The following is a 25,023-nucleotide window of genomic DNA, read 5'->3' as shown; positions in this document are numbered from 1 at the left end:
TTAAAATACAAGCATATTTTAACTTCAAATTGGTATAAAAAGGGGATTTCATGAAAGAACAAGAATGGGATTTAAGCGCTTTATTTGAAAATAAAGAAAGCGCAGAAGAATTTTTAAAAACCTTACAAACAGAAGCGCAAGAATTTGAGAGCGCTTATCAAAATAACCTTAAGGATTTAGACGCCACAAAATTTGCCGACGCCCTTAAACATTACGAAAATTTGTTAGAAAAAATTTCTAGAGCGATGACTTACGCTCAATTACTCTTTGCTAAGAACACTAAAGAAGCGAAGTTTTATTCGCAATGCGAAATGGCTTGCGCAAATATCCAACAACACCTTTTATTCTTTGAAATTGAATTTAAGAATTTGGACGCCAAAAAACAACTCGCTTTCATTAAAAAATGCAAAGACCATGCTTTTTATCTAAACAACCTCATAGAAAAGAAAAAACACACCTTGAATTTAGATGAAGAAAAGATCGCCCTAGCCCTTTCGCCTGTAGGAGTGGGTGCGTTTAGCCGTCTTTTTGATGGGCATTTTTCTTCTTTGAAAATCCCTTTTGAAGAGCAAAATTTAAGCGAAGAAGAAATTTTAGCCCTCTTGCACAACCCCAAACGCAAGATCCGTAAAAAATCTCAAAAAGCTTTCAGTAAAGCGTTAGAAAAATCCCGCCCTTTACTCACTTACATTTTAAACATGGTGCGTAAAGATTTGCTCATTGAAACCAAACTGAGAAAATACGACAAAAAAGAGAGTTTCCGCCACATTGACAACCAGATCTCGCAAGAGAGCGTGGATAGCATGATAGAGATCGTGAACGCTAATTTTTCTTTAGTGCATCGTTACTACCATAAAAAAGCGCAAATTTTAGGGCATAAACTCAAAGATTACGATCGCTACGCCCCTTTAAACGATGAGAGCATCACCATGACTTACTCTCAAGCTTTAGAAGAAGTGCTTAAAACCCTTAAAGCCTTTAGCCCTGAATTTCATAAAATCGCTTCTAAAGCGATCAAAGAGGGGTGGGTGGATTCACACCCCAAAGACTTTAAGCAAGGCGGGGCTTTTAGCCATGGCGCGGTGCCTAGCGCTCACCCTTATGTGCTGTTAAACTACACAGGAAACCGCCGAGACGCTTTCACTATCGCTCATGAATTTGGGCATATGATCCACCAAGAATTGTCCAAAAAACAAGGCGTATTGAACATGGATACACCCTTAACCACCGCAGAAACCGCTTCTGTCTTTTCTGAAATGCTGTTTTTTGAGCATTTGAAAAAGGGTTTAAAATCTGATGAACTCCTTTTCATGCTGGCAGGCAAGTTAGAAGATATTTTTTCTACCCTTTTTAGGCAAGTGGTGATGACGAATTTTGAAAGAAGAATCCATGAAATGGATGAAGAATTAGACACCAAAGATTTTGATCGAATTTGGTTTGAAGAAAATCAAAGAATGTTTGAAAAGAGCGTGAAACTCACTAAAAACTACCATTTGTGGTGGAGCTATATCCCCCATTTTATCCATTCGCCTTTTTATTGCTACGCTTATAGTTACGGGCAGCTTTTGACTTTAGCGCTTTATGGGCTTTATAAAAAAAGCGACGCTAAAGAATTTGTTAAAACTTACACGGAATTTTTGAGTTTAGGAGGGTCAAAAAGCCCTAAAGAATTAGTGTCCATGTTTGGCTTTGACATTGATAGTAAGGAATTTTGGGAAATTGGCATGCAAGAGGTGCGTCATTTGTTAGAAGAATTTGAAAGGTTGCTCGCATGCGAAGAGAATTAAGGCTTTTAAACAACAAGCATTGCATTGAATACTTGCAATTTCTGTCCAAAAACCATTTGAGTTTTAACCTTTTGTGCGAAAGGGATGCGATTGATTTTTCCCCCAAGCTCCCTAAAGAAATCCATGAAAAATTCGGCTCGTTGGTGTTGTTTATTTTAGCCGGATACACCTTAGAAAGCTTGATGATTGATGCGCAAAGCGTGCAGTTTGAGGCTGGGTTTGGCCCTAATAATATTGGCAGCGTGGTTCAAGTGGAACTTCCTGGCATCATTCAAATCCTTATCAAAGAAAAAAATGAAAATATCGTTTTATTCAATCGTTGCGATTCGCTTGAATTGTTCCAAAAAGAAGAGCCACCTCTCCAAGAGCCAAAGAAAGACGAACGAGAGTCTAAAGAATGGTTAGATTCTAAAGAGGCTCTTTTTTCCAATTCCAAAAACCGCGCGATTTTAGAAAATCTGCACAAAAGCTAAAGGAATCATTGATGAGCGTTTTGAAATTGCATGTAAAAGTCTTTCGTTTTGAAACCAACAAGGACTATAACCCTGCTTATGAGTCTTATTTTTTAGAATACCAAGAAGATCAATACCTTTTGGATCTTTTAAAACAACTCAAAGGCGTGAGCTATAATGAAAATATCGCACTTAAAATCAATCAAATTGCGGTGTTTGAAGACGCTAAAGTGAGCGATTTGGTGGCGTTTTTTTCTAAAGAATGGGTGCTAGATCCCCTATCCAAACGGTACGCTTTAAAAGACTTGATGATTGATGAAAAGGCGGTTTTAAAAGACTATGAAGATTTTTTCAAACAAGTCCCCTACATCACTAAAGGCGAAAAAGAAGAATTAGAAAAGTTTATCCAAATCAATTTTATCAACCCCCAAACCAACCCTAAATATCTGGGCGATGGCTTTTTCTTGTATGTTAAATGGCTGATGAAACGCTACCCCACAGAGCGGAATCGGTTATTAGAGATGATTTCCAAGCCTGAAAGCGGCGTGATGAATTTCTTAAGCGTGGCGCATTATCTCTATAAAAACGATGACAACATTGACCATGAAATCTATGAATTGCAAGAAATGCTCACTAACTCTAAAATCAAGCCATGGAAAGATTTTTCTAAAAACCTTTTAAGCCTTTTTCAATACCTTTCTAACCCCCCTAAAACGCCCAACCCCCCTAAAACTTGCGCGCTCTTTAACGCTTATGCGAAGCATTTAAACGCCCAAGCGCTTCTAAAAAGCGCTAAGCTCTATTTAGAAAAAATGGGGCAAAAAGTCATTGATCTGCCTTTTTGTTATGATGGGGGCTATTATGGGAAGATCATCAGCACGCATGATTTTCTCACGGCTTGCGCGTATAATCTGGCTTTGGCTAAAGCCAATGGCGTTTCGCTCATTTTTTGCGAAGAAGATTCGTATTTGAATATCTTGCATGCTAAAGAAGTTTTAGACAACAACCCTGAAATCATCGACTCTGTCAATGAAAAATTAAAAAAATACCAACTCGTTTATGAAAAAGATATTGAGATGGCCTATCTCAATGAGTGGGTTAATGAATTTTTGGCATGGGAATTGAAAAGCCCGTTTGATGCGTTTTTAGGGGCTGAATTTTCTCGCGTTAAACAAAGCGATCATTTTTTCCATAAAATCCATTTAAAAGCCCCCCATTTTTTAGAATCTTTTCAAAATTACGCCCCCCTTTTAGAAGTCAATGAAGTAAGCGGCTTACTCCAGTGCGCGCATTTACGCTATTTGGGGATTGATTTGGGGGCGGATTTTTTAATCGCGCATTCTTTAGGGCTTTTTCACGCTTTTGAAAATTTAAGCTTAAAAGCTTCAAAAATTTATAAAAGAGATAATGACAACACCCCCACTTTATTACTGCCCCAAATCGCATTGATGGCTATGGGGGAAAAAGATAAGCAAGCTCTAGGGCTTGATACGCATTATCATAAAGTTACTTTCATTTAAAATGAACGCTTTTTTAAAACTCGCTTTTGCTTCTTTCATGGGAGGGCTTTGGTATGCTTTCAATGGCGAAGGCTCTGAGGTTGTCGCCATAGGGATTTTTGTGTTGATTTTGTTTGTTTTTTTCATCCGCCCTGTGAGTTTCCAAGACCCAGAAAAACGAGAAGAATACATAGAACGGCTTAAAAAAAACCATGAGAGGAAAATGATCTTACAAGACAAGCAAAAAGAAGAGCAAATGCGTCTTTATCAAGCCAAAAAAGAGCGAGAGAGCAGGCAAAAACAAGACCTTAAAGAACAAATGAAAAAATACTCATAAAGGAAAAAAATGGAAATCATTTTATTAATTGTTGCGGCGGTTGTGTTGTTTTATTTTTACAACACCCTCAAAGAATATTTGAAAAACCCCCTAAACCCTAAAACCAAAACCGAAGAATACGACTTGAAAAATGACCCCTATTTGTTGGTGCAATCTAGCCCCCTAGACAAATTCAAGCAAACCCAAATAGGCGCGTATATGCGTCTTTTAAAGTTTTTAGACATTCAAAAAAACGCTTTGGATAACGCCTTAAGGACGCTTTTTATCAATGAATTAGAGCAGCCCTTAAATAGCGAACAGCAAAATTTAGCCAAAGAGCTTCTCAATGAGCCTGTGGATAAAAAAGAAAATTTTGAATCCTTATGCCAAGAAATCGCCGACCACACGCATGGGGAATACACCAAACGCCTGAAATTAGTGGAATTTCTCATGTTATTAGCCTATGCTGATGGGATTTTGGATAGCAAAGAAAAAGAATTGTTTTTAGATGTGGGGGCGTTTTTGCAGATAGACAATCAGGATTTTAACGAGCTTTATGATAATTTTGAACGCTTCAATGCAATAGAAATCCCTATGTCTTTAGAAGAAGCAAAAAGTCTTTTTGAAATCCAAACCCACACCACCAAGCAAGATTTAGAGGAAAAAGCTTTGGATTTAAGCGCTCCCTACTACCATAAAATGAATGACAACAAACGCTACAGCGAACAAGATTTTATCTCTTTGAAAAAAATCGCCCTCGCTTCCCAAATCTTAGAAAAAGATTTAAAAGACTCATAGGGGTGTGATGAAAAAGGCTATTGAATGCCCTTTTTAAAAGCCCTAGAATCTTTTGATGCGCCCTTTTTAGAAAAAGAAATTTCAAAGCGCTTTAGGGACAATTTAGTTTTTTTCAAATCTTATCACCCCAATCTGTTTAACGCCCTCAATACGCCTTTTAAAAATTACCAATTGCTTTTTGAAAAAAATCATTTCAATCTCTTACACACGCCTACAAACGCTTTAAGCTACCCTAAACATCAAATGATAGAAACCGCTTTCAGCATGGCTTCTAACCCCTTGAATAACCCCAGATGGTCATTAGACAATAACCGCCTCTCTTTACATTATTTAAAAACTCAAAACAACCACAAACTCCCCCTAACCCTTAAAGCCACGCATGCGATCTTAAATTTTTTAGATAATCATCAAACGCCTTGCTCTTTAAAGAAATTCTTACCCCCCACCATGATTTATGGCGTTTTAGACGGCTTGTTTTTAGCGATTTTACAGGCTCAAAATTACCGCTTCCATTCGCTTTATTTGTTTGAAGAAAATTTAGACTTGTTTAAGATCAGTTGCTATTTTGCGCGTTATGAAGATTTAATTAAAAAAGGGGCTAAACTCTTTATTCAAGGGTTTTTTAACCCTAATGAATTGAAAATGGATTTTTTGAAACGCCCTGTTACGCATTCTTTTTTAAAATTAGAAATCATGCCCTATAAAAGCGCTTTCAATATGCGCATGCGAGAAAATATTCAAAGCTATTACAAACAAGCCTTAAGGGGTTGGGGGAGTTTTGAAGACGAATTGCTAGGGCTAAAGAACACGCTTAAAAATTTACCTCTATATCAAACCCTAAAAACCAAACCCAAAAAAATCAACGCCCCCATTTGCGTGGTGGGTAATGGGCCAAGCCTAGATTTATTGTTAGATTTTTTAAAAGAAAATGAAAAAAATTTCATTATTTTTTCATGCGGAACCGCTTTAAAGCCTTTAAAAGCGCATGGCGTTAAAGTGGATTTTCAAATAGAAGTGGAGCGCATAGACTATCTTAAGGAGGTTTTAGAAAACGCCCCCCTAGAAGACACCCCCTTAATGGGGGCTAACATGCTCAATCCTAACGCTTTTAATGTGGCTAAAGAAGCGTTGATGTTTATGCGTGGGGGGAGCGCTTGCGCGTATATAAGCCCTTTAAGTATAGAATACGCAGCGCCTTTTGTGGGCAATGCCGGGGTGGCTTTAGCGGGTTTGATGAGCGATGAAATCTATTTGTGCGCTTTAGATTGCGCTTATATTAAAGGGTTTAAAAAGCACGCTAAAAATTCCTATTATGGAGATGAAAAAGAGATTGACACCTCATCTTTAATCAGCATAGAGGGTAATTTTAAAGGTTATGAAACTTTTAGCGACTCGCTCTTTTTGCTCTCTAAAGAAAGGATTGAAGAAGCCCTTTATCATTACCAGCCTAAAAAAGTCTATAATTTAAGCTATGGGGCTAAAATCAAGCATGCTGTTAGCCTCAATTACTCTCAAGTGAAATTGAAACAAACCAACAAACAAGACGCTATCGCTCGCATTAAAAGCATGTTTAATCCCCCCAATAACCATGCTAAGGATTTAAACAATTTACAAAAAAATCTGATGAATTTTAAAGAGGATTTTTTAAAATATTTAAACACGCCTTGTCAAACCAAGCAAGAAATATTTGAATGGGTGGATAATTTGAACGGGTTTTGCCAAACAGCCAGCGCTAAAACCCCCACTATAGGCATTTTATTTGAAGGAAGTGTCGCTCATATTTTACAAAGCGTCTTAATCGTTTCATTGCACCTCAAAGAAAATGAGCTTACGCATTTTATCAACCACTCTCAAAACACCTTAAAACAATTCCTTAAAAAAGCTTGTTTGTTATTGCAAAGGCAACTCAAACAACCATGATTTTTATTTTTACACTATAATAACAACCTTAAATCAAAGGGGTGTGCATGCCATACAATGAAATCACAAGGGTTCAAGTCCCTGCCTTAATGCATTTAGCCAAGTTGGGCTATGATTTTATCCCTACTAAAAATAAGCCTAAATTAGACACCGCCACCAATATTTTAACCGATAGTTTCACTCAAGCCTTTGAGCGATTGAACCCTAACCCCACTAAAAACGCAAAAGATGTTCTTGCTGAAATGAAAAAACGCTTGAATGACGATGATTTAGGCAAAAGCTTTTATGAATACTTGCTCAAAAGCGAGCATCAAATCATAGACTTTGATAACCCTAACAACAATCTTTATGAAATGATGGCTGAATTACCCTACAAATCCCTAAGAACTGACATCACCCTTTTTATCAACGGCTTGCCTTTGGTGAATATAGAAGTTAAGCAGCCTTTAGCCGGACAAGGCATTAAAGAGGAAAAAGATCGCCATATCAAACGCTACGAAAACCCTGAAAATAAAGTTTTTTATAACCTCGCACAAATCTGGCTCTTTAGCGATAACTCACCCTATGATGGAAACAACCCCGATCAAGGCGCGTTTTATAGCGCTTCTTATTCGCCTATTTTCCAACGCTTTGTTGAAGCCAATAAGCTAGATATTACCCCCCCCCCCCCCGAAAATGATCAAAACCATCAAAACCATCGATCGCTTGAAGAAATTCAAAAACGCGTCTTAAACGAATTCAACCTTAAAGACGCCGACACCCCAAAAAGCCCCAAAGACACCCCCACAAACTCCCTTTTAACTTCGTTTTGCTCTCACAAAAGGCTTTGCTTTATCCTAAAATACGGCATCAGTTTCTTAAAAGAAAAATCAGAGTTTAAAAAACACATTTGGCGTTATGCGCAGATGTTTGCGAGCTTGAATGTTTTAAAAGAATTGCAAAAGCATTATGAAACGAACCCAAAAGATCCCCTAAAAGGCATCATCTGGCACACGCAAGGCAGCGGTAAAACCGCCTTAACCTACCATTTAACCAAACTCATCAGAGACTTTTTTAGCCCGCTAAACAAAAAGACTAAATTTTATTTTATTGTGGACAGACTAGATTTATTAGAACAAGCCAAAAACGAGTTTTCAAAAAGAGGCCTTTGTGTGCATGAGGCAGAAAATAAAGAGGATTTGAGCCAAAAATTAAAAAACTCTAGCGTTTTTGAAGGCCCTCAAGGGAATAATGAAATCATCGTTGTGAATATCCAAAAATTCAAAGCCCCCAATGAAGAAAAAGCCCCCAATGAAGAAAAAGCCCCCAATGAAGACCCTTCCAGCACTCCTAAAGAAATTGTTTCTAAAACAGAATTACAAGAAGCGACAAAAGATAGCCGCAATTTACAAAGGGTGTTTATCATAGATGAAGCCCACAGGAGCTATGATCCTAAAGGTTGCTTTTACGCTAATTTGATAGAATGCGACAAGACAGCAATCAAAATCGCCCTCACAGGCACGCCCCTATTAGAATACAACGCGCAAGATAAAGCCACTAAAAACACTTTTGGCAACTACTTGCACACCTATTCTTATACAGAATCCATTAAAGACAAACACACCCTAAAACTCCAGTTAGAAAGCATTGAAAAGAGCTACAAAGAAAAACTACAAGAAATCTATCGCCTTTTACAAGAAAGCATCACTATTGAAAATACAGAGGTTAAAAAAGAAACGATTTTTAATCATGAAAGATACATTAAAGAAATGCTCTATTATATCATCAGAGATTTATTGAATTTCAGGCGTGTAAATAATGATGAAAATTTAAAGGCTATGGTAATTTGTTTTTCAAGCGCCCAAGCCAAGTTAGCTAATTTATTTTTTAATGAAATCCAAGAAAAAGTCTTACAAGAAAACCCTAACTTAAAAATTTTAAAACAACTCCAATCCAGTCTTATTTTGCATGACGAACAAGAAGTCAAAGAAAAGATTTATTCTTTCAAACATGAAGATACGGATATAGTCTTTGTGTTTAACATGCTTTTAACCGGCTTTGATTTACCCAATCTCAAACGCCTTTATATCCACAGAGAATTAAAAGATCACAATTTGCTCCAAGCCCTAGCCAGAGTGAATCGCCCCTATAAAAACATGTCTTTTGGCTACCTTATAGATTTTGTAGGGATTAAAGAAAATTATGACAAAACGACTGATGATTATTTGAAAGAGTTAAACCAATTCAATCAAAGCGATTTTAATATCAAAGATAATCTCAAAGACATGTTTGCGGATCGCAAGGTTTTAGAAAAAGACATTAAAAACGCCTATGATGATCTTTTTGATTACCCCATTGATGATGTAGAGGACATGACTAGCACCATTGTCAGTATCAGCGGAATGAACGAGCTTTTAAAAGTCTCACAAGCCATTAACACGCTTAAAATAAACTACAATTTAATCCGCACTTCTAGCGATGAAAAAATCCTTTCACTAAAAGAAAAAATTGATATTGAAAAGATCAGCAAAATCTCTTCAATGCTCAGTAAAAAAGCCAAACAACTCCATGCGTTAAAAAATATCAATGAGCCTAAAAACCCAAACGATTTAATGATTTTAGAAGACCTCATCGCTCTTTTAGACTTTAAAATAGAATTTAAAGAAAGCAAAGAATTACGCTTTAAAGAAAAAGAAGAGATTAGCGCTAAATACAAGCAAGCTAAAGAGATGTTAGAAAAAATCCCGGACAAACAAGACAAAGAAATCCAAAAGATTTCTAAAGATCTTTCAAAACTGATCCAAGAACCCCTAACCAATGATAATTTTGATGGAATTTCTCATTCCTACAGCGTAATCATTTCACAACTAAAACAACATAAGGAGCAAACCACCCACTTATTAAATAAATACAACAATGATCGAGCTTATGTGATCACGCATAAGCGACTTCACAATCGCTTCATGGAAGAAAACATTTCTAAGGGAATTTTCACGCTTTTAAGCGCGCTCAAAAAAGCTCTTGATGCGCGCATTTCTAAGCGTCAAGAAATCTTAAACGAAGAAACCACCCTAAAAAATGCCATAAAAGTAGAATTAAGGGACGCTTTCAAAGAATACCCCTCCTTAAAAGATTTAGAAAAAGAAAAAGAATTTATTACTCAAACCCTTTTTAACGAACTCACGCAAAACCACCATCAAGGAAATTTGAATGCCTAATAACGCTTTATTGCAAATCAAACAAGACACCCTAAGCCTCATTGATGATTTAAAAGTCATTTGCACGAGTTTTGGTTTAGGGAACGATGGCAACGAATACAAGATCATCACGCAATGCTTTTTGTATAAATTCTTATGCGATAAGTTTGAATTCTTTTTTGAACAAGAATTCCCCAACCAAACGATACGAGATTACAAAGACTTTAACGAGGAAGAAAAAGAAAATTTTTTCCTTAACTTAGACGATAACAAACTCCCCAAACTCGCTTATGATGAGCTTTTAAGCTATCTTTTTGAAAAACATTTTAACGATAACGATTTACACCTAAAGCTAGATGCTATTTTCAATCGCATTTCTAGCAATAATGCCGAACTTTTTAACACCAAAAGCACGGATAAAACCACTATCGCTTTATTTGAAAGCGTCTCACAATACATTAATGAAGAGTCTAAAAGGGCTAATTTTACAAGAGCTTTGTTAGACAAACTCAAAAATTTTAATTTCAAACAAGCTTTTTTAAACTTACAAAACCAACAAGGCTATGATTTTTTCGCCCCCATTTTTGAATACTTACTCAAAGATTACAATAACGCCGGCGGAGGGAAATACGCCGAATACTACACCCCTTTAAGCATCGCTAGCATCATCGCTAAGCTTTTAGTGATTAAACCCACTCAAAGCGTCAAAATCTATGATCCAAGCGCTGGCACAGGAACGCTTTTAATGGCACTAGCCCACCAAATAGGCACCGATTCTTGCACCCTTTATGCCCAAGACATTTCGCAAAAATCCTTAAGAATGCTCAAACTCAACCTGATTTTAAACGACTTGACCCACTCTTTAAGATACGCCATTGAAGGAAACACTTTAACTAACCCCTACCATTCTAAAGATTATCATGGGAAAATGGATTTCATCGTGAGTAACCCCCCTTTCAAGCTGGATTTTTCCAACGAGCATGCCGAGATTTCGCAAAACAAAAACGATTTTTTCTTAGGCGTGCCTAATATCCCTAAAAACGATAAAAGCAAAATGCCCATTTACACGCTCTTTTTCCAGCATTGCTTGAACATGCTTAGTAATAAGGGTAAGGGGGCTATAATCGTGCCAACCGGATTCATTAGCGCTAAAAGCGGGGTAGAAAATAAGATCGTCCGGCATTTAGTAGATGAAAGGCTCGTTTATGGGGTGGTTTGCATGCCCAGTCAGGTTTTTGCCAACACCGGCACTAACGTGAGCATCATCTTTTTTCAAAAAACGCCAAGTGCAAAGGAAGTCATTTTGATTGACGCTTCCAAACTCGGCGAAGAATACACCGAAAACAAAAACAAAAAAACGCGCTTAAGAACAAGTGATATGGATTTGATTTTAGAAACTTTTCAAAATAAAACTAAAAAATCGGATTTTTGCGCCCTGGTTTCTTTTGATGAAATTACAGAAAAAAATTATTCTCTAAACCCCGGGCAGTATTTCACTATAGAAGACACAAGCGAGAAAATAAGCCAAGAAGAGTTTGAACACTTGATGCAGCAATATTCAAGCGAATTAACAAGCCTTTTTGATGAAAGCCAGAGCTTGCAACAAGAAATTTTAGAAACTTTAAAAGGGATTAGGTTTGAGTGAGTGGCAAACATTTTGTTTAAAAGATTTAGGAAAAATCGTAACAGGAAAAACCCCTAAAACTTCTAATTTAGATTTTTTTAATGGCAAATACATGTTTATTACGCCAAATGATTTGCATGGCACATATCGTATTATCAAAACACCAAGAACGCTTAGTGATAGTGGTTTAAAAAGCATACAAAACAACACAATAGATAATACAAGCATTCTTGTAGGGTGTATAGGTGATGTGGGTATGGTTCGCATGTGTTTTGATAAATGCGCAACAAATCAACAAATAAATTCTATTACAGACATTAAAGATTTTTGTAATCCATACTACTTATACTACTATCTATCTAATAAAAAAGAACTTTTTAAAAATATAGCTCTCTCTACAGTTGTGCCAATTATTCCAAAAACAATTTTTCAAGAAATAGAAGTCTTATTGCCAAATATAGAAACACAACAAAAAATCGCCCGCACGCTTTCTATTTTAGATCAAAAAATAGAGAACAACCATAAAATCAACGAGCTTTTACACACGCTCGCTTATAAAATCTATGAATATTATTTCAAATACAAACCTAAAAATGCAAAGCTAGAACAAATTATTATTGAAAATCCTAAATCTAACATTATGGTTAAAAACGCCCAAAAAACCCAAGATAAATACCCCTTTTTTACAAGCGGAGATAATATCCTATCCTACCCTAAAGCGATCATTGATGGCAGAAATTGCTTTTTAAACACTGGCGGTAATGCTGGTATTAAATTTTATGTAGGCAAAGCTTCTTATTCAACGGATACTTGGTGTATTTGCGCTAACGAATTTAGCGACTATTTATATTTACTGCTCTCAAGTATAAAAAACCATATCAATCAAAGCTTTTTTCAAGGAACTAGCCTTAAACACTTGCAAAAAAATTTGCTTAAAAAATATCCTATTTACATGCCGTCCGTGCATGAAATTAAAAAATTTAATCAAATTATGATGCCCCTACTCACGCTTATATCCATTAACACAAGAACTTCTAAAAAATTAGAACAAATCAGGGACTTCCTACTCCCCCTACTCCTAAAGCAACAAGTCAAACCTGAATGAAAAATTTTAGAACAAAACTTTTTTAAGGGGTAGAGATAAAAACCCTTTAGTTACAAGAAAGAGAAGTTTTATCATCAAAAGAAATTTTTTAAAGAAAAAGAAGTTTCAAAAAATTAAAAGTTTGAGTCAAATCCGCTGGTAAGATTTGACCCAAGTGCTCTTGCGCCAGAGCCAAAATTTTAGTATAATATAGTGGCGTTGCGGACACCATTAAAACTATGATTACTAATAGTAATCTCATGTTAGGTTATCTCCTTTCGGGGTAACCACCCACTATTACCCCAAACCCTAACATACTCCAAATACCGCAACCAAAGAGAAAACCAAGAGATTACTACTTGCGTTCGTTTATTATAGAAACAATCAACCCAAAAAACGCTAAAAAAAATTTTAAGCGATCTTTTAGGGTTAAATGAAGTTTTATTCAAAAAATGAAGTTTTACAAAAAAGAGTTTTTAAACAACAACTAAGCAAACTCGCGCTACAATCTCCCTTTTTGATTGCGGAGTATGGCGCAGCCTGATTAGCGCGCACCCTTGGGGTGGGTGAGGTCGTGGGTTTGAATCCCGCTACTCCGACCATGACTTTTTAAAAAAGCTTCAACTATTATCATTTCATTATATAATCACACCAAACAAACTGATTTTTAAACATGATGATTTAAAGGATTTCTATTGAATCGTTTCTTTAACCGAGAGCTTTCATGGTTAGCTTTTAACACAAGGGTTTTAAACGAAGCCAAAGATGAGAGCTTGCCTTTATTAGAGCGCTTGAAATTTTTAGCCATTTATGACACGAATTTAGACGAATTTTACATGATAAGAGTGGCAGGGCTTAAACAACTCTATGAGCATAAAATCGCCTCTAAAGGCATTGATGGCGCAAGCCCTGAAGAACAATTAGAAAAAATCAAGCATTATTTAGCGCATGAAATTGAAGAAAGGGAGTTGGAATTTCAAAAAATCCAAGCCCTACTCTTTAAAAAAGGGCTTTGCATCACCCCCTATAATGAATTGAATTTGGAGCAAAAAGCTAAGGCTAAAACCTATTTCAAAGAGCAACTTTATGCGTTAGTTTTGCCTTTTAAGTTGGATTCTTCGCACACTTTCCCGCCTTTAGCGAATTTGACTTTCGCGCTTTTTGCCCGCATTAAAGACAAAGAAACCCAAACCACCTTCTATGCGCTCATCAAACTCCCCTCTTTCATCTTCCGTTTTGTAGAGCTAGAAAAAGGCTTGTTTGTGCTGGCTGAAGAAATCGTAGAAGCGCATTTAGAAGAATTGTTTTTAGAGCATGAGATTTTAGATTGCATGGCGTTTAGGGTAACTTGCGATGCGGATATTGCCATCACTGAAGATGAAGCGCATGATTATGCGGATTTGATGAGTAAGAGTTTAAGGAAACGCAATCAAGGCGAAATCGTGCGCTTGCAAACCCAAAAAGGGAGTCAAGAGCTTTTAAAAACCCTTTTAGCGTCTTTAAGGAGTTTTCAAACCCACTCTTACAAAAAGCACAAACTCACCGGCATGCATGTCTATAAAAGCGCGATCATGCTCAATTTAGGAGATTTGTGGGAATTGGTCAATCATAGCGACTTTAAAGCGCTTAAATCGCCCAATTTCACGCCCAAAATCCACCCTCATTTCAATGAAAACGATCTTTTCAAGTCCATAGAAAAACAAGATCTGTTGCTGTTTCATCCTTATGAAAGTTTTGAGCCTGTGATCGATCTCATAGAGCAAGCCGCCAGCGATCCGACCACCCTTTCTATCAAAATGACGCTTTATCGTGTGGGCAAGCATTCCCCCATTGTCAAAGCCTTGATTGAAGCGGCGAGCAAGATTCAAGTGAGCGTTTTAGTGGAATTAAAAGCACGCTTTGATGAAGAAAGCAACCTGCACTGGGCAAAAGCTTTAGAAAGGGCGGGCGCGTTAGTCGTTTATGGCGTTTTCAAACTCAAAGTGCATGCTAAAATGCTCGTGATCACTAAAAAAACAGACAACCAATTACGCCATTTCACCCATTTAAGCACGGGCAATTACAACCCTTTGAGCGCTAAAATCTATACCGATGTGAGTTTTTTTAGCGCTAAAAATGAAATCGCTAACGACATTATCAAGCTTTTCCATTCCTTGCTGACGAGCAGCGCGACTAATAGCGCCCTAGAAACGCTTTTTATGGCGCCCAAACAGATCAAGCCTAAAATCATTGAACTCATTCAAAATGAAATGAATCACAAACAAGAAGGCTATATCATTTTAAAAGCCAACGCCCTAGTGGATAGCGAAATCATTGAATGGCTCTATCAAGCCTCTCAAAAAGGGGTTAAAATCGATCTCATTATTAGAGGGATTTGCTGTTTAAAGCCCCAAGTCAAGGGCTTGAGCGAAAATATCAGGGTGTATTCTATCGTGGGGAAATATTTAGAACATGCACGCATTTATTATTTTAAACATGAGAATATCTATTTTTCTAGCGCGGATTTAATGCCCAGGAATTTAGAAAGGCGCGTGGAATTGCTCATTCCCGCCACAAACCCAAAGATCGCTAATAAATTGTTGCGTATTTTAGAAATCCAACTAAAAGACACCCTAAAACGCTACGAGTTGGACTCTAAAGGCCGTTACGCTAAAGTTTCAAACCCTAACGATCCTTTAAATTCACAGGATTATTTTGAAAAACAAGCCCTTAAAACCCTTTAAAAAGCTATCGTTCAAATCATCAAATATTAAGGATTAAAATGCTTTATTCATTAGTAAAAAAATATCTTTTTAGCCTAGACGCTGAAATCGCTCATGAAAAGGTTTGTCAAATTTTAAGAACGCTTTCTTCATCGCCCTTTTTATGTAGTTTAATCCATTCTCAATGGGGTTATAAAAACCCAAAGCTTGAAAACGAAATTTTAGGCTTAAACTTCCCTAACCCTTTAGGCTTGGCCGCCGGATTTGATAAAAACGCTTCCATGCTTAGGGCGTTAACCGCTTTTGGGTTTGGCTATTTGGAAGCAGGCACATTGACTAATATTGCGCAAAGCGGGAATGAAAAACCAAGGCTTTTCAGGCACATTGAAGAAGAATCCTTACAAAATGCGATGGGGTTTAATAATTACGGGGCGATTTTAGGAGCGAGATCGTTTAAGCGCTTCGCCCCTTATAAAACCCCTATTGGCATCAATTTAGGCAAAAACAAACACATAGAGCAAGCGCATGCCTTAGAAGATTACAAGGCAGTTTTAAATAAATGTTTAGATATTGGCGATTATTACACTTTCAACCTTTCTTCGCCCAACACCCCTAATTTAAGGGATTTACAAAACAAGGCGTTTGTGAATGAGCTTTTTTGCATGGCTAAAGAAATGACCCATAAGCCTTTATTTTTAAAAATCGCCCCGGATTTAGAAACAGACAGCATGCTAGAAATTGTCAATAGCGCTATTGAAGCGGGAGCGCATGGGGTTATTGCGACTAACACGACCATTGATAAAAGCCTGGTGTTCGCCCCTAAAGAAATGGGGGGCTTGAGCGGGAAATGCTTGACTAAAAAAAGCCGTGAAATCTTTAAAGAATTGGCTAAGGCTTTTTTTAATAAAAGCGTTCTTGTTTCTGTGGGGGGGATTAGCGATGCGAAAGAAGCTTATGAAAGGATTAAAATGGGAGCGAGTCTGTTACAAATTTATAGCGCTTTTATTTACAACGGGCCAAATTTATGCCAAAATATTCTTAAAGATTTGGTAAAATTACTCCAAAAAGATGGATTTTTGAGCGTTAAAGAGGCTATAGGAGCGGATTTAAGATGAGATATTTTTCTGTTAAAAGACTTTTAGGGCTTAGTTCTGTCTTGTTAGTCACTTTAGGAGCGAGCATGCACGCACAATCTTACTTACCCAAACATGAGAGCGTTACCTTAAAAAACGGGTTGCAAGTCGTAAGCGTCCCCCTAGAAAATAAAACTGGGGTTATAGAAGTGGATGTGCTTTATAAAGTCGGCTCTAGAAACGAAGTCATGGGCAAGAGCGGGATCGCTCACATGTTAGAGCATTTGAATTTTAAAAGCACCAAAAACCTTAAAGCCGGCGAATTTGATAAAATCGTTAAGCGTTTTGGGGGCGTGAGTAACGCTTCTACAAGCTTTGATATTACGCGCTACTTCATTAAAACCAGTCAGGCTAACTTGGATAAGTCTTTAGAATTGTTCGCTGAAACCATGGGTTCTTTGAATTTAAAAGAAGATGAGTTTTTGCCTGAGCGTCAAGTGGTCGCTGAAGAAAGGCGATGGCGCACCGATAATTCCCCTATCGGCATGCTTTATTTCCGCTTTTTTAACACCGCTTATGTCTATCACCCCTACCATTGGACGCCCATTGGTTTTATGGACGATATTCAAAATTGGACTTTAAAAGACATTAAAAAATTCCATTCGCTCTATTATCAGCCTAAAAACGCTATTATTTTAGTGGTAGGCGATGTCAATTCCCAAAAGGTTTTTGAATTAGCTAAAAAGCATTTTGAATCCTTAAAAAACCTTGATGAAAAAGCTATCCCCACTCCTTACATGAAAGAGCCTAAACAAGATGGGGCAAGAACGGCAGTCGTGCATAAAGATGGGATCCATTTAGAATGGGTAGCGTTAGGGTATAAAGTGCCTGCTTTCAAGCATAAAGATCAAGTCGCCTTGGACGCGTTAAGCAAGCTTTTAGGCGAAGGCAAAAGCTCGTGGTTACAAAGCGAATTGGTGGATAAAAAGCGCCTGGCTTCTCAAGCCTTCTCGCACAACATGCAATTACAAGACGAAAGCGTGTTTTTATTCATCGCTGGGGGTAATCCTAATATCAAAGCTGAAGCCTTACAAAAAGAAATCGTAGCTCTTTTAGAAAAGCTTAAAAAAGGCGAAGTCACTCAAGCGGAATTAGACAAAATCAAAATCAATCAAAAAGCTGACTTTATTTCCAACTTAGAAAGTTCTAGCGATGTGGCGGGGCTTTTTGCGGACTATCTAGTGCAAAACGATATTCAAGGCTTGACGGATTATCAGCGACAATTTTTGGATTTAAAAGTGAGCGATTTGGTGCGTGTGGCCAATGAATATTTTAAAGACGCCCAATCAACCACCGTGTTTTTGAAACCTTAAAAGAGCCTTATCGCATGCAATTTCATTCATCTAGTGCGTTAATTACGCCTTTTAAAAAAGATTTGAGCGTTGATGAGATCGCTTATGAAACCTTGATCAAGCGCCAAATTTTTCAGGGCATGGACGCATGCGTGCCTGTTGGCACGACAGGGGAATCCGCCACGCTCACCCACAAAGAGCACATGCGTTGCATTGAAATCGCCATAGAGACTTGCAAAAGCACTAAAACCCCTTCCAATTCACGCATGAAAGTGTTAGCCGGCGTGGGCAGTAACGCCACGAGTGAGTCCCTTTCTTTGGCAAAGTTCGCTCAAAAAATCGGTGCGGATGCGATTTTATGTGTAAGCCCCTATTATAACCGCCCCACCCAACAAGGCCTGTTTGAGCATTATAAAACTATCGCTCAATCGGTAGAAATCCCTGTCATGCTTTATGATGTGCCAAGCCGAACAGGCGTGTCTATTGAAGTCCCAACCGCTCTCAAACTCTTTAGAGAAGTCCCTAACATTAAAGCCATTAAGGAAGCGTCTGGTTCTTTGAAAAGAGTAACAGAATTGCATTATTATGAAAAAGATTTTAAAATTTTTAGCGGGGAAGATTCACTCAACCACTCTATCATGTTTTCAGGAGGGTGCGGCGTGATTTCAGTGACCGGTAATTTAATGCCTAATTTGATTTCACAAATGGTCAATTGCGCGCTCAAACAAAAATACCAACAAGCCCTAGAAATCCAAAATAAGCTTTTTAGTTTGCATCAAGCCCTTTTTGTAGAAACAAATCCCATCCCTATTAAAATGGCTATGCATTTAGCCGGCTTGATTGAAAACCCAAGTTACAGACTGCCTTTAGTGGCCCCAAGCAAAGAAACGATTCAACTTTTAGAAAAAACTTTACAACAATATGAGGTAATTGCATGAATGGTTCCAATCACATGAAAAATAAAACCCTAGTGATCAGCGGCGCGACTAGAGGGATTGGCAAGGCGATATTGTATCGCTTCGCTCAAAGTGGCGTGAATATCGCTTTCACTTACAATAAAAATGTTGAAGAAGCGAATAAAATTATAGAAGATGTGGAGCAAAAATATTCCATTAAAGCCAAAGCCTACCCCCTTAATGTTTTAGAGCCTGAGCAATACACAGAGCTTTTTAAGCAAATTGACGCGGATTTTGACAGAGTGGATTTTTTTATTTCTAACGCCATTATTTATGGGCGCTCTGTCGTGGGCGGATTTGCGCCGTTTATGCGATTAAAACCTAAGGGGTTAAACAACATTTACACAGCCACCGTGTTAGCGTTTGTCGTAGGGGCTCAAGAAGCGGCAAAACGCATGCAAAAAATAGGCGGTGGGGCGATCGTGAGCTTAAGCTCTACCGGGAATCTGGTCTATATGCCCAATTACGCCGGGCATGGCAATTCTAAAAACGCCGTAGAAACCATAGTCAAATACGCTGCTGTGGATTTAGGCGAGTTTAACATTAGAGTGAATGCGGTTAGCGGCGGGCCTATTGATACGGACGCTTTGAAAGCTTTCCCTGATTATGTAGAGATTAAAGAAAAAGTAGAAGAGCAATCGCCCCTAAAGCGCATGGGCAATCCTAACGATCTAGCCGGGGCGGCTTATTTTTTATGCGATGAGACCCAAAGCGGTTGGCTTACAGGGCAAACGATCGTTGTGGATGGTGGGACTACTTTTAAATAAAGATTTTTTTTGAAAAACATTATCCATATCCACCAGAATAAAGAGTTGCGATTCGTTAAAAAATGCTTGTTGGGCTATTTTTTCGCCCCTTTGTGTGGGGCTATTTTGTTGGTGCTTTTTCTTGTTTCAAGCGGGGCAAAATCGTTTCAAATTTCTAACCTCTTCAATAATCAATTGGCTTATATCGTGTTATTGTCTCTTTTTTTGTGCGCGATTGGGTTCATTGCCGGAGCGATTGGTTTTTATAAGCTTTCTAAAATCACGCGCCATCTGAGTTTTTTTGAAAATTTTGCTTTCAGTTTTTTGGCGGTGATTTTATGCGCTCTTTTAGGCTATCTTATCCCTAACGCCAATAACGCCCTTTCATTAATCGGTAATGGCGTTTCTGTTTTTTATTTGCACAAACTCTATAGAGAATTGAGCCTTTACACTCAAGAAAGGTTTTTTTTAAGCGGGTTTAGATTGTTGCTTTTTAGTTTCATGATCGCTCTTTTAGGGGTTTTAGCGCAAGCGTTAGTTATCATCTTTTTAACGATCGCTGTGATTTTAATGTGTGTGGCGCTCAGCTTTTTAGGGCGTGCGTTTTTGAATTTTTCACAAGTCTTTTTGAAAGCATGAAAGTTTTAAAACTCCTGCCTAATTTTTTAACGATTTTACGCATTGTCTTATCCTTATTTTTATTATTTTTATTGCTAAACACGCGCACTTATTTTAGTTTTTTAACCCCCTTTCACATTAACATGATCTCTTCATTGGTTTTTTTATTTGCCGCGCTCACGGATTTATTGGACGGCTACATCGCTAGAAGCTATAAAGCCAAATCGCGCTTTGGGGAAATCTTTGATCCTTTAGCGGATAAAATCCTTATTTTGAGTGCGTTTTTAGGGCTAGTTTATTTGGATCGTGTGAATGCGTGGATCCCGTTTGTGATTTTAGGGCGCGAATTTTTTATTTCAGGGCTTAGGGTTTTAGCCGCTAATGAAAAAAAGGATATTCCTGTCAATGCGTTAGGCAAGTATAAAACCGTGTCTCAAGTCGTGGCGATTGGCGCTTTATTAGCCAATTTAACTTACTCCTATGTGCTTGTGGCTATAGCGGTTTTTTTAACCCTTTATTCGGGGATAGATTACACCATTAAATATTATAAATCTTAATGTTTTAAAAGAAGTTTTTAGCGTTCTTTAAAAAATACCTTAAAACTCTGCTCTCATCAAATATTGATAAACATTAACTTTAGCATTCTTTCGTTTTTTTAAAATTTTATTTTCAATATTCAATTAAAAAAAATCATTTTATTTTATTTTTGTTATAATTCAAGCTATTTTTATTTTCAATCTAAGGAGGTGTCGCATGGACAATCAAGAGATAACGCATCAAAATACCACGCAAAAACAAGGCGAGCTTAAAAGAGACATGAAAATGCGCCATCTCTTAATGATTGCATTTGGAGGAGCGATTGGCACAGGGCTTTTTGTAGGCACTGGAGGTAATATTGCGAGCGCTGGCCCTTTAGGGACCTTGATCGCTTATGGTTTTGGAGGGCTTGTGGTTTATTGCATCATGCTCTCTTTAGGCGAATTGGCTAGCGTTTATCCCACTACAGGAAGCTTTGGGGATTATGCGGCTAAATTCATAGGCCCTGGCACGGGCTATATGGTTTTTTGGATGTATTGGCTTGGCTGGGTGATCACGGTTGCGTTAGAATATATTGCTATAGGCATGCTCATGCAACGCTGGTTTGTAAATATTCCTATCCATTATTGGGTTATTTCATGCATTGCGTTAGTTTTTTTATTGAACTTTTTTTCGGTTAAAATTTTTGCCGAGGGCGAGTTTTTCTTCAGCCTGATTAAGGTTTTAGCGGTGATCGCTTTTATAGGCATTGGTGCGATTGGGATCATCTATCAAATCTATTTGCATGGGTTTAGTTCTATTTTTGATAACTTCCATTTTGGCGATAAGGGGTTTTTCCCTAACGGGAGCGCAGCGGTTTTTAGCGCGATGCTCGCTGTTATTTTTGCTTTCACTGGCACAGAAGTCATTGGGGTGGCTGTAGGAGAGACTAAAAACGCTAGCGAGGTGATGCCCAAAGCGATTAAAGCGACTTTGTGGCGGATTGTCTTTTTCTTTTTAGGCTCTGTGTTTGTCATTTCTGTTTTTTTACCCATGAGCGATTCGTCTATCGCGCAAAGCCCTTTTGTGAGCGTTTTAGAACGCATCAACTTGCCCTTTATTGGCATGGGTATCCCTTATGTGGCTGATATAATGAACGCTGTTATCATTACGGCGATGTTTTCTACCGCTAATTCAGGGCTTTATGGAGCGAGCCGCATGATTTATGGGCTATCCAAACAAAAGATGTTTTTTAAAGTTTTTTCCCAACTCAACCGACAAGGCACGCCCACTTATGCGATGTTTTTTTCCCTTTCTTTTTCCCTTATAGGGCTTTTAGTCCAAATTTATGCCAAAGAAAATGTCGTGGAAGCCTTGATTAATGTGATCAGTTTCACGGTGATTATTGTGTGGGTTAGCGTGTCCATTTCGCAATATTCTTTCCGCAAGCAATACTTAAAAGCTGGGCATTCTTTAGAGGATTTGCCTTATAAAGCCCCCTTTCTGCCCTTTTTGCAACTCATAGGGATCACTGGGTGTATTATCGGCGTGATTGGTTCGGCTATGGATAAGGATCAACGCATCGGGATGATTTTAACGATTGTTTTTGCTGTTGTGTGTTACATTGGATACTATTTTACACAAAAAGCTAATGAAAATAACAAAAAAGATTTGATATAATCTTTTTTTAATTTTGAAGTTTAGCAAATTTTAAGGAAGTAACCATGATGAAAAAAACCCTTTTTATCTCTTTGGCTTTAGCGTTAAGCTTGAATGCGGGCAATATCCAAATCCAAAACATGCCCAAAGTGAAAGAGCGAATAAGCGTCCCCTCTAAAGAGGATACGATCTATTCTTACCACGATTCTATTAAGGATTCTATTAAAGCGGTGGTGAATATCTCTACTGAAAAGAAGATTAAAAACAACTTTATAGGTGGCGGTGTGTTTAACGACCCCTTTTTCCAACAATTTTTTGGGGATTTGGGTGGCATGATCCCTAAAGAAAGAATGGAAAGGGCTTTGGGCAGCGGCGTCATCATTTCTAAAGATGGCTATATTGTAACTAATAACCATGTGATTGATGGCGCGGATAAGATTAAAGTTACCATTCCAGGGAGCAATAAAGAGTATTCCGCTACTTTAGTAGGCACGGATTCTGAAAGCGATTTAGCGGTGATTCGCATCACTAAAGACAACTTACCCACGATCAAATTCTCTGATTCTAACGATATTTCAGTGGGCGATTTGGTTTTTGCGATTGGCAACCCTTTTGGCGTGGGCGAAAGCGTTACGCAAGGCATTGTTTCAGCACTCAATAAAAGCGGGATTGGGATCAACAGCTATGAGAATTTCATTCAAACAGACGCCTCTATTAATCCTGGAAATTCCGGCGGCGCTTTAATTGATAGCCGTGGAGGGTTAGTGGGGATCAATACCGCTATTATCTCTAAAACCGGCGGTAACCACGGCATTGGCTTTGCCATCCCTTCTAACATGGTTAAAGATATTGTAACCCAACTCATCAAAACCGGCAAGATTGAAAGAGGTTACTTGGGCGTGGGCTTGCAAGATTTGAGCGGCGATTTGCAAAATTCTTATGACAATAAAGAAGGGGCAGTAGTCATTAGCGTAGAAAAAGACTCTCCGGCTAAAAAAGCAGGGATTTTGGTGTGGGATTTGATCACCGAAGTCAATGGGAAAAAGGTTAAAAACACGAATGAGTTAAGAAATCTAATCGGCTCCATGCTACCCAATCAAAGAGTAACCTTAAAAGTCATTAGAGACAAAAAAGAACGCACCTTCACTCTCACTCTAGCTGAAAGGAAAAACCCTAACAAAAAAGAAACCATTTCTGCTCAAAACGGCGCGCAAGGCCAATTGAACGGGCTTCAAGTAGAAGATTTAACTCAAAAAACCAAAAGGTCTATGCGTTTGAGCGATGATGTTCAAGGGGTTTTAGTCTCTCAAGTGAATGAAAATTCCCCAGCAGAGCAAGCCGGCTTTAGGCAAGGCAACATCATCACAAAAATTGAAGAGATTGAAGTTAAAAGCGTTGCGGATTTTAACCATGCTTTAGAAAAATATAAAGGCAAACCCAAACGATTCTTAGTTTTAGACTTGAATCAAGGTTATAGGATCATTTTGGTGAAATGATAGAGGTGGATCGTTAGTCGCATGTCTTTGATTAGAGTGAATGGGGAAGCTTTTGAACTCTCTTTAGAAAGTTTAGAAGAAGACCCTTTTGAAACTAAAGAAACGCTAGAAACGCTTATCAAACAAACGAGTGTTGTTTTATTAGCCGCTGGGGAATCTAAGCGTTTTTCTCAAACAATCAAAAAGCAATGGCTGCGCTCTAATCATACCCCCTTATGGCTCAGCGTTTATGAAAGCTTTAAAGAAGCCCTAGAATTTAAAGAAATCCTTTTAGTCGTAAGCGAATTGGATTATATTTATATCCAACGCCATTACCCTGAAATCAAGCTTGTAAAAGGCGGGGCATCAAGGCAAGAATCCGTGCGTAACGCCTTAAAAATAATTGATAGCACTTACACGCTCACCAGCGATGTGGCTAGGGGTTTAGCCAATATTGAAGCGCTCAAAAGTTTGTTTTTAACCCTCCAACAAACAAGCCATTATTGCATCGCTCCTTACTTGCCTTGCTATGACACAGCAATCTATTATAACGAGGCTTTAGATAGAGAAGCGATCAAACTCATTCAAACCCCGCAATTAAGCCACACCAAAACGCTCCAATCAGCCCTAAATCAAGGGGATTTTAAAGATGAAAGCAGCGCGATTTTACAAGCTTTCCCTGATCGTGTGAGTTATATTGAAGGCAGTAAAAATTTGCACAAACTCACCACGAGCGATGATTTGAAACATTTCGCACTCTTTTTTAACCCAGCAAAAGACACTTTTATCGGCATGGGTTTTGATACGCATGCGTTTGTTGAAAATAAGCCTATGGTTTTAGGGGGGGTTGTTTTGGATTGCGAGTTTGGGTTAAAGGCTCATAGCGATGGCGATGCTTTGTTGCATGCGGTTATTGATGCGATTTTAGGAGCGATTAAAGGGGGGGATATTGGCGAATGGTTCCCTGATAATGACCCCAAATACAAAAACGCCTCTTCTAAAGAGCTTTTAAGAATCGTGTTGGATTTTTCTCAAAGCATTGGGTTTGAGTTGTTTGAAATGGGGGCGACCATCTTTAGCGAAATCCCTAAAATCACTCCTTACAAACCGGCGATTTTAGAGAATTTGAGCCAACTTTTGGGTTTAGAAAAATCTCAAATCAGCTTGAAAGCCACCACAATGGAAAAAATGGGGTTCATTGGCAAACAAGAAGGGCTGTTAGTCCAAGCGCATGTGAGCATGCGTTATCAACAAAAACTTTAAATGCGAT

19 protein-coding genes and 1 tRNA gene are annotated in these 25,023 nt (G+C 38.1%); all 20 read left to right on the top strand.

Annotated features, from left to right (window positions below; translation table 11 throughout):
• Positions 1 to 50: 50 nt before the first annotated feature.
• The 20 genes from D2C72_01505 (at position 51) to D2C72_01410 (ending at position 25,016) form a co-directional block, all read left to right on the top strand.
• The gene (locus D2C72_01505; GenBank protein ID QEF43134.1) at positions 51 to 1,787 is read left to right on the top strand and encodes a M3 family oligoendopeptidase; all 1,737 of its coding nucleotides are present in this window, start codon (positions 51 to 53) and stop codon (positions 1,785 to 1,787) included.
• Positions 1,772 to 2,260 carry a hypothetical protein gene (locus tag D2C72_01500; protein QEF43133.1) on the top strand — a complete coding sequence of 163 codons (489 nt, stop codon included), beginning with the start codon at positions 1,772 to 1,774 and terminating at the stop codon, positions 2,258 to 2,260. The genes D2C72_01505 and D2C72_01500 overlap by 16 nt, the downstream gene beginning before the upstream one ends.
• 11 nt (positions 2,261 to 2,271) lie before the next feature.
• Positions 2,272 to 3,759: a hypothetical protein gene (locus D2C72_01495; GenBank protein QEF43132.1), complete on the top strand. Its 1,488-nt coding sequence runs from the start codon at positions 2,272 to 2,274 to the stop codon at positions 3,757 to 3,759.
• The gene (locus D2C72_01490; protein QEF44156.1) at positions 3,728 to 4,075 is read left to right on the top strand and encodes a hypothetical protein; all 348 of its coding nucleotides are present in this window, start codon (positions 3,728 to 3,730) and stop codon (positions 4,073 to 4,075) included. The genes D2C72_01495 and D2C72_01490 overlap by 32 nt, the downstream gene beginning before the upstream one ends.
• A 9-nt stretch (positions 4,076 to 4,084) precedes the next feature.
• Entirely contained in the window at positions 4,085 to 4,852 is a 768-nt protein-coding gene (locus D2C72_01485) for a tellurite resistance TerB family protein (GenBank protein ID QEF43131.1), read from the top strand.
• A gap of 24 nt (positions 4,853 to 4,876) precedes the next feature.
• The gene (locus D2C72_01480) at positions 4,877 to 6,772 is read left to right on the top strand and encodes a DUF115 domain-containing protein (GenBank protein QEF43130.1); all 1,896 of its coding nucleotides are present in this window, start codon (positions 4,877 to 4,879) and stop codon (positions 6,770 to 6,772) included.
• Positions 6,773 to 6,819: 47 nt separating this feature from the next.
• Positions 6,820 to 9,969: a type I restriction endonuclease subunit R gene (locus D2C72_01475; GenBank protein QEF43129.1), complete on the top strand. Its 3,150-nt coding sequence runs from the start codon at positions 6,820 to 6,822 to the stop codon at positions 9,967 to 9,969.
• On the top strand, positions 9,962 to 11,593 hold the full coding sequence (locus tag D2C72_01470; protein ID QEF43128.1) for an SAM-dependent DNA methyltransferase: 1,632 nt from the start codon (positions 9,962 to 9,964) through the stop codon (positions 11,591 to 11,593). The genes D2C72_01475 and D2C72_01470 overlap by 8 nt, the downstream gene beginning before the upstream one ends.
• A complete protein-coding gene (locus D2C72_01465; GenBank protein QEF43127.1) occupies positions 11,586 to 12,677 on the top strand; it encodes a restriction endonuclease subunit S in 1,092 nt (363 codons plus the stop codon). The genes D2C72_01470 and D2C72_01465 overlap by 8 nt, the downstream gene beginning before the upstream one ends.
• A 503-nt stretch (positions 12,678 to 13,180) precedes the next feature.
• Positions 13,181 to 13,258 (top strand) — tRNA-Pro (locus D2C72_01460).
• Positions 13,259 to 13,351: 93 nt separating this feature from the next.
• Complete coding sequence (locus tag D2C72_01455) at positions 13,352 to 15,379, top strand: RNA degradosome polyphosphate kinase (GenBank protein QEF43126.1); 2,028 nt, start codon at positions 13,352 to 13,354, stop codon at positions 15,377 to 15,379.
• 38 nt (positions 15,380 to 15,417) lie between these two features.
• Complete coding sequence (locus D2C72_01450; GenBank protein QEF43125.1) at positions 15,418 to 16,473, top strand: quinone-dependent dihydroorotate dehydrogenase; 1,056 nt, start codon at positions 15,418 to 15,420, stop codon at positions 16,471 to 16,473.
• Positions 16,470 to 17,804 (top strand): insulinase family protein, encoded by a 1,335-nt coding sequence (locus D2C72_01445; protein QEF43124.1) that lies wholly within the window; start codon positions 16,470 to 16,472, stop codon positions 17,802 to 17,804. Before D2C72_01450 ends, D2C72_01445 begins: the two co-directional genes overlap by 4 nt.
• A gap of 14 nt (positions 17,805 to 17,818) precedes the next feature.
• On the top strand, positions 17,819 to 18,721 hold the full coding sequence (locus D2C72_01440; protein QEF43123.1) for a 4-hydroxy-tetrahydrodipicolinate synthase: 903 nt from the start codon (positions 17,819 to 17,821) through the stop codon (positions 18,719 to 18,721).
• Complete coding sequence (locus D2C72_01435; protein QEF43122.1) at positions 18,718 to 19,506, top strand: enoyl-ACP reductase; 789 nt, start codon at positions 18,718 to 18,720, stop codon at positions 19,504 to 19,506. Before D2C72_01440 ends, D2C72_01435 begins: the two co-directional genes overlap by 4 nt.
• A 9-nt stretch (positions 19,507 to 19,515) precedes the next feature.
• Positions 19,516 to 20,124, top strand: a complete 609-nt coding sequence (locus D2C72_01430; GenBank protein QEF43121.1) for a hypothetical protein — start codon at positions 19,516 to 19,518, stop codon at positions 20,122 to 20,124.
• Entirely contained in the window at positions 20,058 to 20,660 is a 603-nt protein-coding gene (gene pgsA, locus D2C72_01425; GenBank protein ID QEF43120.1) for a CDP-diacylglycerol--glycerol-3-phosphate 3-phosphatidyltransferase, read from the top strand. Before D2C72_01430 ends, pgsA begins: the two co-directional genes overlap by 67 nt.
• Before the next feature lie 196 nt (positions 20,661 to 20,856).
• Entirely contained in the window at positions 20,857 to 22,299 is a 1,443-nt protein-coding gene (locus D2C72_01420) for an amino acid permease (protein QEF43119.1), read from the top strand.
• Between the two features lie 44 nt (positions 22,300 to 22,343).
• Entirely contained in the window at positions 22,344 to 23,774 is a 1,431-nt protein-coding gene (locus D2C72_01415) for a Do family serine endopeptidase (protein ID QEF43118.1), read from the top strand.
• Positions 23,775 to 23,795: 21 nt separating this feature from the next.
• Positions 23,796 to 25,016 carry a bifunctional 2-C-methyl-D-erythritol 4-phosphate cytidylyltransferase/2-C-methyl-D-erythritol 2,4-cyclodiphosphate synthase gene (locus tag D2C72_01410; GenBank protein QEF43117.1) on the top strand — a complete coding sequence of 407 codons (1,221 nt, stop codon included), beginning with the start codon at positions 23,796 to 23,798 and terminating at the stop codon, positions 25,014 to 25,016.
• The last annotated feature ends 7 nt before the right edge of the window (positions 25,017 to 25,023 follow it).

The sequence above is a fragment of the Helicobacter pylori genome, from assembly GCA_008032955.1.
Taxonomy (GTDB): Bacteria; Campylobacterota; Campylobacteria; order Campylobacterales; family Helicobacteraceae; genus Helicobacter; species Helicobacter pylori_DC.
Note: the sequence above shows the minus strand (reverse complement) of the source record. Positions and strands in the feature narration are given on the sequence as shown.